Source organism: Paenibacillus oralis (assembly GCF_003863965.1).
Taxonomy (GTDB): Bacteria; Bacillota; Bacilli; order Paenibacillales; family Paenibacillaceae; genus Fontibacillus; species Fontibacillus oralis.
Genome location: NZ_RRCN01000001.1, coordinates 4101520 through 4114589, shown reverse-complemented (window position 1 = coordinate 4114589; position 13070 = coordinate 4101520). Strand labels below are relative to the sequence as shown.

Genomic DNA, 13070 nt, shown 5'->3' with positions numbered 1-13070 from the left:
TTCCCCCTCTCTTAACCAGTCTCGACTCTTTGAAATTACCATAAAAACCGGACTCTTCAAAGAGGCTGTCCTCTGCCCCCCTGCTGCTTCATAATATCGGTCCCCGGAGCTAATTTGTGCAAAATGTAACAAACTAGATTGACAATTTTGCTTTCAAAGTGGGAGCATGTAAGAAGTAAGATTTTTCAATATTTTTCTATTGCATCCATAAACAAGATGTCTATCAAAACAAGGGTGATGTGAAATGAACTGGAATCCCCAGCACACGGAAGTCATTATACGTTACCGCGACGGGACCGTCACTGCGGCGGAAGATGCCGTCGTATCCGAACAGCCGGTTACGATCAAAATCAATCGCGAAGAATTCGTGACCCTCGTCTGCACACCGGAATACATCGAAGACATGGTGATCGGCTACCTGGCTTCGGAAGGCATCATCGAACGCATGGACGATGTCCGGGAAATGTGGGTGGAGGAGGCGGGCGGCTTCGTTCACGTGACGTTAAAAGAGTGGAACCCCCTGTACCGCAAGCTGTTCGCCAAACGTTACGTCACCTCGTGCTGCGGAGCGAGCCGGCACGGGTTTGTGTACGTCAACGACGCGCGGACGGCCAAGGTTTTGCTGGACCGGCAGGTGCAGCTCAGTTTTGCCGACTGTTTTCGGCTTATGGAGGAGCTGCAGCGAGGGGCCGAATTGTTTCGCCACACCGGAGGCGTACACAGCGCGGCCCTTTGCGATGCCGGCGGGATCCTGCTCGCCCGCAGCGACATCGGGCGCCATAACGCGCTCGATAAAATTTACGGCCACCGCCTGAGGCACGGCATGAGCCCGGACGGGCAAATCATCGCCTTCAGCGGCCGGATCTCTTCGGAAATCCTGCTCAAGGCGGCGAAGATCGGCTGCGCGGTCGTGTTGTCCAAATCCGCCCCCACGGCGCTGGCCCTGGAACTCGCCGAACATCTCGGGATTACGACGGTCGGCTTCATCCGCGGTCATTCCTGCAACGTATACACCCATCCGGAGCGGATCAGCGGCTGCGACCCGGAATCGCTGTTACATTGATTTAGAATTCATCTTTAAGATTGGAGGAAAACGCGACGAGTCGAATCCATTCACCCCAAGTCGGAACGTTATTGGACCGTCTGTATGCCGAGGCCGCCTTAAACCGTCAGGAGCTGCTTGACGTTCTGCGCCACCTGAATCCGGAGACCCGGGCACAGCTGCGCGCGCTTGCGCACCAAAAACGGCTCCGCATGTACGGAACCAAAGTGTATTTACGCGGCCTGATTGAATTTTCGAACATCTGTAAACAAAACTGCCTGTATTGCGGACTGCGTTCCGCAAACCGGTCGCTGGAGCGCTATCGGCTGACCCCGGAAGAAATTACGGATTGCTGCCGGGAAGGCTACGAACTGGGCTATCGTACATTTGTGCTGCAGAGCGGGGAAGACGACTGGTACACGGCGGATAAGCTGGTGCGCCTCGTCAGCGGGATCAAACGGCGGTTCCCGGACACGGCGGTCACCCTGTCGATCGGGGAACGGGACGACGAGACCTACGCCCGCCTGTATGCCGCCGGAGCCGACCGGTTTTTGCTGCGCCACGAAACCGCCTCTCCCCGCCTTTATCGGGAGCTGCACCCGACCATGTCGTTTGAGAACCGGCGGGACCGGCTTCACGCTTTGCAGCGGATCGGCTATCAGGTGGGAGCCGGGTTCATGGTCGGTTTGCCGGGTCAAACCGCCGAGGATTTGGCCAGGGATCTGCTGTATCTCAAACGGCTTGACCCCGATATGGTCGGAATCGGCCCGTTCCTGCCCCACCATGCGACGCCGCTTAAGGATTATCCTGCCGGAACGCTGGAGGCGACGCTCGACATGATTGCTCTGACCCGGCTTTTGCTCCCGGCCGCTCTGATTCCGGCCACAACCGCGATGGGAACGGCCCATCCTTACGGCCGGGAGATGGCGCTCAAAGCCGGAGCCAACGTGGTCATGCCGAATTTGTCGCCATTGACCGTACGCCCTAAATACGCGCTTTACGACAACAAAATTTGCATGGGCGACGAATCCGCGCAGTGCCGTTTTTGCCTGGAACGGCGGATAACTTCCGTTGGCCTGGAGGTCGACATGGGCCGCGGCGACAGCCTAAAATCGCTGTCCGGCGCGATTTGAAATTTTTACTAAAACTTCACTTCGTGATCAAAAGCGGACTTTTTGAACTACCTCTATACAAATATTCCAAAAGGAGTGGATCATTTTGAGTCGAGTTACCGAAAGCGAACCTGCCCGTTTTATTCAGGATGAGGAGATTGCCGCGGCATTGGGTTATGGAAAAGAGGCGGCAAAAGACCACGGCGCGGTCGAGGCGATTTTGGAAAAAGCGATGGACTGCAAGGGGCTGACCGCCCTCGAAGCGGCCGTTCTGTTATACGTTGATGACGATGACATTCTGCAGCGGTTGTTCGCGGCTTCCAGACAGATCAAAGAGCGGATTTACGGCAACCGGATCGTGTTGTTCGCCCCGCTCTATGTTAGCGACTACTGCGTTAATCACTGCGTTTACTGCGGATACAAACATTCCAATACCGAATTTGAGCGCCATCGCCTGACTATGGAGGAGATCGCCAAGGAAGTGAGCGTGCTGGAGTCGCTAGGCCACAAGCGTATCGTGATTGAGGCGGGCGAAGATTCCCGCTACTGCGACATCGACTATATCCTCGATTGCATCAATACCGCCTACGCAACCAAAACGGGCAACGGCAGCATCCGCCGGATCAACATCAACATCGCGGCCACGACGGAAGAGGAATACCGCCTGCTCGCGGGAGCCGGCATCGGCACTTATATTTTGTTTCAGGAAACCTACCATCGTCCCAGCTACCTCCATTACCATCCCCGCGGACCCAAAAGAGACTATGACTGGCACACCACCGCCATGGACAGAGCCATGCGCGCCGGAATCGACGATGTTGGCATCGGCGTGCTTTACGGTCTTTACGACTATCATTACGAAACGGTCGCCATGCTGAAGCATGCCGAGCATTTGGAAGAAACCTTCGGCTGCGGTCCGCACACCATTTCCGTTCCGCGTCTGCGCGCGGCGGAAAATGTGCATCTCGACAACTACCCTTACCTCGTCAACGACCGGGATTTCATGAAAGTGGTGGCCGTATTGCGCTTGGCGGTCCCTTATACCGGCATGATCCTGTCCACGCGCGAGGACCCTGAGCTGCGGGATGAGATCATTAAACTCGGCATCTCCCAAATCAGCGCGGGTTCCGCCACCGGTGTCGGCGGATACGCGGTCAACAAGGGAAAGGACGACAACCCGCAATTTCAGGTTGGTGACCATCGTTCACCGCAGGAAATCATCAAGTGCTTATGCCAGGACGGTTACGTCCCCAGCTACTGCACCGCCTGCTATCGCGAGGGCCGGACGGGCGACCGGTTTATGCAGCTCGCCAAGTCCGGACAAATCCATAACATCTGCCAGCCCAACTCCCTGCTTACCTTTCAGGAATATTTGCTGGACTATGCGGACGATGAAATGCGCGAGCTTGGAGAACGGACAATTGCGGAAAATCTCCAACGCATCCCCCGCGAATCGACGCGCAAGCTGACGATGAAACGCCTGGATCGCGTTCGTAACGGCGAAAGGGATTTGAGATTTTAGACCACAGCAAAAACGCCTGCGGAAGTGTCGCTTCCGCAGGCGTTTTTTTGGTGATCCAGGTAAAAGTAGGAAAGAATAGGAGGGTGCAAAGGTGCAGGAAAAATAGCGGTATTTTAGGGCGTTATTCCGAACTTTCTGTCATGAATTTCATAAATAGCGGTAATTTTGGGTTTTATCCCCTGGGAAACTTCCCATGAAGCGGCCTTCATCACCTTTCGGACGAAAATAAGGCCATTATATTCCGCTAATTCCCGATACGCCCGTAACTCCGAAGAATAGGGCCCTTTTTTACCGCTATCCCAATACCACCGCTTCAACTGTTTCATGAATGACTAACGGGAGATCCCGCCAAACAGCAGCAAAGCCTGAGCCGTGGCCGTGCGTTTATCGGCGACGGATTCCTGAACGCGCGCGGGGACGATGAGCTGCAGCGCATTGGTCGGACAGACGTTGACGCATGCCGGCCCGCCGGAGGTACCCTCGCACAGGTCGCATTTGCTGGCCACGATTTTTTCCTTGGGAATCCATGTTCCGTATACGTTAAAGCGCAATCCCGCTTGCAGCTGTTTCTCTCCATCGCGAAACAACGGCACCATCTCGATCGCTCCGTACGGGCAAGCCAACATGCAGGTTTTGCAGCCGATACAGGTGTCCTGATTGATGCAAATACCGTCGCCGCTGCTGGTGATCGAACCGTTTGGGCACACATTGGCGCATGGCGCATCCTCGCAATGCCGGCATTGCACCGGGGCCGTTATATTTCCCGTCTTCACAACGGTAAGCCTGGGGTAGAACTCCGTTTCTTCGGGCGTTTGCCGAAAAAAATCCTGGTCCGAATGAGCCACCGCGCAGGCCGCTTCGCAAGTATGGCAGCCGATGCATTTATCGGGCTCGGCAAGCACAAAGCTGTTCATAGTTTGACCTCCTCAAAGTTGTTGTGAGTGTTACATCTTAGCTATACTTCGAACAAGAACTCGCTGCGGAAGCATTAACTTTAAGGCTTACTTCCTCGGACTTCCGCCGGGACTGGAAATGGGTATGCAGCAAATGGTGCGAAACGCTGCCCAGCGGCTCGCCCAAGACATCTTCGTACACTTTTTTAATCGCCGGGTTTTCATGCGCTTTGCGTACAGACAGCCCAGCGTCATGCCGGTAAACCGCACTTTTCCGGGCGCGGTGAGCAAGCTCGCGCATTTGCTGCGTCAACAGCTTCGGCTGTCCCCCGCCGCTGATGCAGCCCGCCGGGCAAGCCATCACTTCGATGAAATGATACGGGCAAGTCCCGTCCGCCACCGCCTGCAGCACGGGACCGACATGCTGCAGTCCGGCGACCACCGCCACTTTGAGCTCCAGCTCGCCGACCTGCACGTCCGCGGTGCGGATCCCTTCCTCGCCGCGCACAAAGTCGAGCTGCAGCCGGGGAATTTCCTGCTGCGTCAGCAGCTCGTAGCCGGTGCGGATCGCGGCTTCCATGACGCCGCCGGTGACGCCGAAAATCGTGCCTGCGCCCGAATATTCCCCGAGCGGAGTGTCGAACGGTTCGTCGGGCAAACCGGCAAAATCGATCCCCTGGTCCTTAATTAGATAGGCCAGTTCACGGGTCGTAATGACCGCGTCCACGTCGCGATATCCGCTGGCCTGCAGCTCCGGGCGGGCGCATTCAAATTTTTTGCAGGTGCAGGGCATAACCGCCACGCTGTAAATGTCCGCCGGGTTCACTCCGGCCAGCTCCGCGCCGTAGGTTTTAATCAAAGCTCCGGCCATCTGCATCGGCGATTTGCAGCTGGATAAATGGTCAAGCAGCTCCGGAGCCGCCGTCTCGGCGTGCTTCACCCAGGCCGGGCAGCAGGAGGTGAACATCGGCAGCCGTTCCCCGTCCAGCACCCGCCGGATCAGCTCCGTCCCTTCCTCCATCACCGTTAAATCAGCGCCAAAGTTCGTATCGTAAATTTTGTCGAACCCAAGCCGCCGCAGCGCGGCCGCCATTTTGCCCGGCGTCAGCGTCCCCAGCGGAAAGCCGAACTCCTCTGCCAGCGACACGCGGATAGCCGGTGCGCATTGCACGACCTTGTGCAGCCCCGGACGGCCCAGCATTTGCCGGACCTCAAGCGCGTGCCCGGTGGAATAAGCGGCAAACAGCGGCTCCCGCACACTGGCGGGCATTCCCCGGAGCGTACGCTTCTCCGCCAGCCGCTCCCGCTTCTCGAACCCGCCGGCAAGGCCGCTACCCGCCGGATCCCCGCTCGATTCGGCGGCGTAATCTTCGGTATAGTCTGCGGCAAACGCAGTGCACACCTGCACACATTGCCCGCAAATCACGCAGCGGTCGGCGTCGATCGTCTGGGGGCTGCCCGCGTCTCCAAGAATCGCACCGACCGGACAAACGGAGGCGCACCGCCTGCAGCCGGTGCATAATTGTTCATCGATATGAATAATTGGATCATCATAGCTGGAACTTGGCATAACTCTACCTTCTTTGCCATTCATTTGGTTTGCTTATTAAAGCGGAACTGCCTTTAAATCCGGAAATGGGCGCACTGTCCGCTCCGGCTTCCCCGTTACCAGGGACAATGCGCCGACCGGACAGGCGTCGACGCAAGCGGGAGACGCTGCGGCGTCCGCAGGCTCGGACCCCAACGACCGGCCTGCAGGCCGCGATTCCGCCGCTCCCGCCTCCATGGCGCCGTCCTGCGTTTGGTCCGCCACCTCGGCCCATGTATGCAGCGGCGCGCAGCTTTGGCACAGGTCGCATTTGCTGGCGACCAGCCTTGGTTTGCGTTCCGCGCCGTGTTCGGTATGCTCCGAAAGTCCGCTCTGCAATACTTCCCGGCTATGCGAGTACGATTTGACCAGCGCGATCGCTCCAAACGGACAAGCCAGCGCACAGGCCTTGCAGCCGATGCAGCGCTCCTCTTCGATCAGGATGACGCCGTTTTCCTGGCGGATCGCCCCTACCGGGCAAGCCGCCGCGCAAGGCGCGTTTTCGCAATGCCGGCATTGCACCGGCGCCGCGGAGCGCCCCGTCTTCGTTACGTATAACCGCGGGATTACCGGAACGGTAATCGTCCCGATGGCGGCGCTCACTCCGTTTTTCCGGTTATGCACCGCAAAGCAGGCCAGCTCGCAGGCTTTGCAGCCGATGCATTTGCCGGCGTCCGCTATGACGAATGGGTTCGTCTCCATTTTCCCGGTGCCCATATGCTTCTCTCCTTTCCAAAAATGCACGCGCCGGCCGCGTTTCATCGCATAGCCCGCGCTTGCACGCTTAACTTGCACGCTTATACCGTGACGTGCATCTGCTTGCGGAGCTCCTCATATTGCTGCCGGACCTCCTGCTCGGCCCGTTCCTGATCGGCGATCCGCTCAAGCCGAATGGCGCAGAATTTATACTCCGGCGTTTTGGATACCGGGTCCAGGAAATCGCCGGTCAGCTCATTGCATGCCCCGATCCAGTAATGGTAGGTCATGTACGTGGCTCCGGGCTTGACCCGGTCGCTGATCTGCGCCCTGGACACGACCCGCCCGCGCCGGGACATCACCCACACCAGTTCCCCGTCGCGCACCTGAAGCGCCGCCCCGTCCTCCAGGCTGATTTGGATAAAACCCGGTTCATCGGACAGCCGGCTGAGCGCGCGGCAGTTTCCGGTCATCGTGCGCACCGAATAATGTCCTACTTCGCGCACCGTGGACAAAGTGAGCGGGTAGTCCGCATCCGGCAGTTCCTGGGGAGCCCGCCATTCGCAGGCGAACAACCGTCCTTTGCCGTTGGGCGTGCTGAAGCGGTTGCCTTCGTACAGGAATGGAGTCCCAGGATGATCGTCGGACGGACAAGGCCACTGCACGCTTCCCTGCTCCTCCATCTTCCGGTAACTGGCGCCGGCAAATTTCGGGCACAAACTGCGCATTTCATCCCAAATTTCCTCCGTATTGCGGTAAGACATCGGATAACCCATCGCCGTGGCCACTTCACAAATAATTTGCCAATCCGGCTTGGCTTCGCCCTGCGGCTCCACCGCCTTGCGAATCCGCTGAAAACCGCGGTCCGCCGAGGAATACACTCCGTCATGCTCGCCCCAGGAGGTGGCCGGCAGGACAACATCCGCGTGCAGCGCTGTCTTGTTCATGAAGATGTCCTGCACGATCACCAGCTCCATCTCATCCAGCGCTTCGCGCAGCTCGGCCGCGTTCGGGTCGCTTTGCACCGGATCTTCGCCGAAAATATAATAAGCTTTCAGCTTCTTTTCCTTAAGCACCAGCCGGGGCACCTCCGTCAAATGGAGGCCGACTTTATCCGGCAGACTCACGCCCCATGCTTTCTCGAATTTTTGTCTGATCTTCTTGTCGGTCACCGGCTGATATCCCGGGTAAACATTCGGCAAAGCGCCCATATCGCACGACCCTTGGACATTGTTCTGTCCGCGCACCGGCCCGATCCCTACGCCGCGCCGCCCGAAATTTCCGGTCAGCAGGGCCAGGGAAGCCAGTCCTTTCACGACGTCCACTGCCTGTGAGAACTGGCAGACTCCCATCCCGTACAAAATGACCGCCTTATCCGCCCGCGCATACTCCCGCATCGCCCGGCGAATGTCGGCGGGATCGACACCGGCAATCGCCGCGGCGTATTCCGGGGAATATTTTTTGATCCCCTCCGCATACTCGTCGAAGCCTTCCACGTAACGGGAGACATAGTCCCGGTCGTATAAACCCTCGTGCACCAGCACATGCCCAAACGCGTTGACCAGGGCCATGTTGGTTCCGCCTTTGAGCGGCAGCCATAAATCGGCGATGCGCGCCGATTCCGTTTTGCGCGGGTCCACGACGATCACGGTCGCTCCTTTTTGCTTGGCGTTAACGATTCTTCTGGCAACGATCGGATGAGTATCCGCCGCGTTGTAGCCAAAAACCAGCACAAGGCTCGCTTCCTCGATCTCCGGAATCGAATTGGACATCGCCCCGTCGCCCAGCGAATAGCTCAGCCCCGCTACCGACGGGCCGTGGCATACCCTGGCGCAATGGTCGATGTTGTTGGTGCCGATGCAGGCGCGCATAAATTTTTGCATTACATAATTCGCTTCATTGCCCGGCCCCCGGGCTGACCCGGTCCCCATTATCGCGTCGGGTCCGTACTTCTCTTTAATGGCCGCAAGACGCTCAGCCGTAAACCGGATCGCCTCCTCCCAGGGAACCTCCCTTAGCTGCCCCTCCTTGCGGATCATCGGCTTGCGCAGCCGTGCCGTCAAAAGCTGCGGATCGTTCAAAAAATCCCAGCCATAATGCCCCTTCAGGCATAACTTGCCTTCGTTGGTTCGCCCGTTCGCAGGTTCGGCGCCAACCACCTGCCCGTCCTCCACCTTTAAATACAGCTGACAACCGCTCCCGCAATACGGGCAAACCGTAAGCACTTTGTTTCCCATTGCTCTAACGCCACCTCTTTTGTGAATTTTTGCACAAGTGTGATTAAACAAAAAAGCCAATACAAAGGCGCGCTTGTCACACCATGTATTGGCTTATTAAACAGCGAAAAGGCAGGCGCCTCCTTCTCTTTAATCAAACCGCTTATTCAGTTCAATGATGATGGCCCGTTCCCCTTGCCGGTCATGGCTAATGGTCCATGAATAGGTAAAGGGGCCGCCCACCGTATCCGCCGCTTCCTGCATAAATTCGCGTTCCAAATAAGGCTGCAACACGTTCCAGTATTGTTTGACGAGGTCGGTGGCACCTTCTTTCACTAAAATTTCCGATAAGTTAGATAAAATCCCCTTGATTTCGACGGTCACCTTGCCTGCGCCGTCCAAGTTCACTTTTACGTTCTCCGGCCCTTTTCCCCGGTAGTGTTTGACGATTTTGATCGCCAGCCTTCTTATCTTCTCCTGAACTTCAAATACCGTGGCAATAGACATACTGAGAACCTCGACAAATGAATGCCTTATTTTGGAAAATATTTCACAATTTAAATGTTACCCCCGTCAGAAATGTTTTGTCAAACCAAAAAAAGGGTTATATCCACCCATTTCTATGAAATTTCCGCAACTTCTCCGCCAAAACAATGTGATTTCTGCGAAATAATCGTCGTCATGTGGACAGGAGGGCAGCGCAGAAAAGGAAGCGGGGCTGCCCCGCTTCCTTTCGATTTCCTATCTGTTTGTCCGGGTTATTGCAATTGCCACAAAGCTGGCACATTCGCCGGCTCCCAGCCGGAAAGCGAAGTGTGCGCCTGAAGGCACAAGTAGATGCTGCCGTTGTAGGACACGAGGTCATTTACACTGTAGGCCACTCCCGCTTCCCACGGCCGAACCTCGCCATCGCCCGGATTTTCCTCCGCCGTCGTCTTCCCTTGAACGGAAGCGGCCGCGGATACATTGCCGGCGGCGTCTCTTGCGGTTACCGTGAAGGTGTAAGCCGTGTCCGGCGACAGACCGGTAATGGTTGCCGAAGTTTCGGTTACATTTATGCTGCCGGTACCATAAGCAACGGTGTATCCGGCAACGCCCACGTCATCCGTGGAAGCGTCCCAAGCCAGGCTGATGCTTGTTGGCGCGGCTCCCGTCACGCGCAGCTGGCCGGGAGCGGCCGGCGGCGTGGTATCCTGTCCCGGTTCAGGCTCGGGCTGCGGATCGATTGATCCGTTCGGGCAATCCTCAATATATTTCCATGCGCCATCCGCGCCGCTTTGATCAGGGCGATCCCCTTGGGTCCACCATTTGGCTTCATATATTTTGCCGTTGTAAACTGCACGCTGGCCGCCGGTATATACCGCGTTGCTATCCCAGGCCGCGTACGGGCAGTCGCTTCCCTCGGCAGTCTTCACCTTGATCGAAGCGGCTGCGGACAGGTTGCCGGCCGCATCTTTCGCCTTGACCGTAAAAGTATATTCCGTATTCGGCGAAAGGCCGCCAACCGTAGCCGTGGTGCCTGTTACATTCAGGCTGCCCGCGCCATAAGCGACGGTGTATCCGGTCACGCCCACATTGTCCGTGGAAGCGTCCCAGGCGAGCGTTACGCTGGTGGCCGATTGGGCCGTCGTACGGAGATTGCCGGGGACGGTAGGCGGTGTTTGATCGTCGTTCCCGCCATCGCCGCCACCGCCGCCGTCAACGGCCAAATCGCCGGCCAGCTTGTTCAGCAGCGTTTTGTTCCGGTCGCCGCTAAACTCCCAGAACATGGCGCCGCCCAAATGGTTCGCTTTAATGAAATCGCTCTTGTAGCCGATCGATTCTTGATCGTCATAGCTGATGAAGGTTCCGTTATTCGGATTGAACAGATAAGGCACCTTGGCGGTATCGTTCCAATAACGGGTATAACCGTTTTTGCTGATATAGTTTTTCTCCAAATCACTATAGTCGAAAACGCCCTTTTCCCAGGTTCCTGCCGAAGGGCCGGCGTTTTTTTGATATTGGCCGTTGCCGGCAGCCGCCGCTCCGGTCCAGCCCCGTCCGTAGAACGGAACTCCAAGCACGAGCTTACCCGCCGGTACGCCCGCGTTCAGATGCCCGCGTACGCCCGCTTCCGCATAAAAGCTTTCCGAGTCCGGAACACCGGCCGCCACCGCCGCCGGATCCAGGTACAAGGGAGCGTTGTGGGCGGTGATGTTCTGCCAGCCGCCATTGAAATCATAAGTCATGATGTTGATCCAGTCGACAATTTCGGAGATTTTGTCCAGCTCGGTGTTCTGAGCAAACGCGGGGGATGCGCCCGAGGCGATCGTCAGCAGATAATGCTTACCGTCCTTGGCTCCCGCGGCGTCCAGCTTCTCCCGGGTTTTCTGCAGCAGCAGCGTGAAGTTTTGCTTATCCTCCACCCGTCTGCTGTTGCCCTGAAGTCCTCCGCTGACCGGATACTCCCAATCCAAGTCGACGCCATCAAATTGATATTTGCGGAGAAAATCGACGGCGGAATTGGCGAAATTTTCGCGTAACGCCGGGTCGGCGGCCACGTCCGAAAACCGGTTGGACCACGACCAGCCGCCGACGGAAATGAGCGTCTTCAGATGCGGGTACTGCTGCTTCAGCTTGATCAGCTGATTGAAATTGCCGCGCAGCGGTTGGTCCCAGGTATCACCGGAATAACTTTTTTGCCCGTCGATCCACGGATCGCCCATCACAATTGTACCGTTCGGTACGTTGATAACCCCGACCTCATCCTGCGTACTCCAGGTTTGCGGGTTGGGACCGGTCGGGTCCGGATTGCCGTGGATGCCGTTCCAGGCGATATCGGCAAATGCGTAATTGATATGCGTAACTTTGGAAGCATCGATATCCGAAACTAGATAATTTCTCGCATAAGCCCCCCAGGAAGGATAATAGCCTACGATCTTGTAATCTGTCGTGCCGGCGGCTGCCACACGATTCTCACCCAACGGGGAAAGCGAAAATAAAGGAACGATAAGCGCGGCAACGAGCAGCCATATCCCCGGTTTCTTGAATCCTTTTGCATGCATCAACAATGCTTCTCCTCCTCACACAGTAAAAATAAGATGTTGAACTTCAAGTCAACCATCAGCCGAATTGCATGAATTTACCTATCATATGCCCCCTCCCTAAATATGGTTAATCTCCTAAACTAAAATAAAAAAGAGACTACCAAAATAGATATTTTTACATATTCCGCCATTATTCCTCCTATTATTTTCAATATTTACTTTGATTTGATAGGGATACGCTCGATTTCCCTCTAATTTCTGTCGAAAATGCCCGATGGTTAAAGGGTTTCGGGAAATTATGACAAAAAAGGGAACTTTCAAGAAGGATCATAGATTCAATGGAATCCTCCCCAACATACAACAAGCCCGGCGCCGTTTCCGGCACCGGGCTCGTTTAGACGCTCCAGAGCGAACTAACTTAATTGGAGAGTTGTGATGCAAGTGTTGTCGCTGTCAAACGTGGAAATCTCCGACTCGGCCGTTTTCCCGTCGTGACCGACCGTTATTCGGTACGTCTTGTCCCGCGGCAGCCACAGGTCGATAAATCCGTTGGCCTGAGACTTCATTTTTTGATCCATTATGGTGTTGCCCTCCAGATCGGCGATGGATACATCAAACTCTTTATCCGCCAGTTCCCCTTGGCAGCCTGTCAAACTGTGGATATCGCATGGATGCGTTTGCTCGAGATACGGCGCGATGGACACAAAAAACTCGTCTTCCGGCAGATCATAGGCCGTAGAGTCTTTCCCTTCGTCGGTCACTACGAGCTGACGCGCCGTGATCGAAGCTGATTGGGCTTGCAGTTTGTCCGTGCTGTAATCGTGCACCAGTTGCTTCACGCTTTGCGCATCCAGCTTGGTGGTTGCAACTTCTTTTTCAGCGCTTCCCGTAAAAATATAGTAGGTTCCTAACGCCGCAACCACAATAACTCCGGCTGCCAGCAAGATATTTCTCCGTTTCATTCCTTGCACCCCT

Annotated in this window: 10 protein-coding genes; 3 read left to right on the top strand and 7 right to left on the bottom strand. The window is 56.3% G+C overall.

Features of this window, described 5'->3' with window-relative positions:
- Nucleotides 1-244: 244 nt before the first annotated feature.
- From fdhD to hydG, 3 genes are all read left to right on the top strand, one after another.
- Complete coding sequence (gene fdhD, locus EHV15_RS18380; protein ID WP_128632473.1) at nt 245-1063, top strand: formate dehydrogenase accessory sulfurtransferase FdhD; 819 nt, start codon at nt 245-247, stop codon at nt 1061-1063.
- Between the two features lie 80 nt (nt 1064-1143).
- Nucleotides 1144-2175: a [FeFe] hydrogenase H-cluster radical SAM maturase HydE gene (gene hydE / locus EHV15_RS18375; RefSeq protein ID WP_128635418.1), complete on the top strand. Its 1032-nt coding sequence runs from the start codon at nt 1144-1146 to the stop codon at nt 2173-2175.
- A gap of 85 nt (nt 2176-2260) precedes the next feature.
- A complete protein-coding gene (gene hydG / locus EHV15_RS18370; RefSeq protein WP_128632472.1) occupies nt 2261-3676 on the top strand; it encodes a [FeFe] hydrogenase H-cluster radical SAM maturase HydG in 1416 nt (471 codons plus the stop codon).
- Between the two features lie 332 nt (nt 3677-4008).
- Here hydG and EHV15_RS18365 read toward each other — a convergent pair whose 3' ends face one another.
- The 7 genes from EHV15_RS18365 to EHV15_RS18335 form a co-directional block, all read right to left on the bottom strand.
- Nucleotides 4009-4590 (bottom strand): 4Fe-4S dicluster domain-containing protein, encoded by a 582-nt coding sequence (locus EHV15_RS18365; protein WP_128632471.1) that lies wholly within the window; start codon nt 4588-4590, stop codon nt 4009-4011.
- A gap of 37 nt (nt 4591-4627) precedes the next feature.
- The gene (locus EHV15_RS18360) at nt 4628-6139 is read right to left on the bottom strand and encodes a [FeFe] hydrogenase, group A (RefSeq protein ID WP_128632470.1); all 1512 of its coding nucleotides are present in this window, start codon (nt 6137-6139) and stop codon (nt 4628-4630) included.
- A gap of 36 nt (nt 6140-6175) precedes the next feature.
- Nucleotides 6176-6874, bottom strand: coding sequence for a 4Fe-4S dicluster domain-containing protein (locus tag EHV15_RS18355; RefSeq protein ID WP_246061671.1), 699 nt, complete (start codon nt 6872-6874; stop codon nt 6176-6178).
- Between the two features lie 80 nt (nt 6875-6954).
- On the bottom strand, nt 6955-9090 hold the full coding sequence (gene fdhF, locus EHV15_RS18350) for a formate dehydrogenase subunit alpha (RefSeq protein WP_128632468.1): 2136 nt from the start codon (nt 9088-9090) through the stop codon (nt 6955-6957).
- Between the two features lie 129 nt (nt 9091-9219).
- Entirely contained in the window at nt 9220-9576 is a 357-nt protein-coding gene (locus EHV15_RS18345; RefSeq protein WP_128632467.1) for a Na-translocating system protein MpsC family protein, read from the bottom strand.
- Nucleotides 9577-9827: 251 nt separating this feature from the next.
- A complete protein-coding gene (locus EHV15_RS18340) occupies nt 9828-12113 on the bottom strand; it encodes a glycosyl hydrolase family 18 protein (protein ID WP_128635417.1) in 2286 nt (761 codons plus the stop codon).
- A 395-nt stretch (nt 12114-12508) separates the two neighbouring features.
- Entirely contained in the window at nt 12509-13057 is a 549-nt protein-coding gene (locus EHV15_RS18335) for a CueP family metal-binding protein (protein ID WP_128632466.1), read from the bottom strand.
- Nucleotides 13058-13070 lie beyond the last annotated feature (13 nt).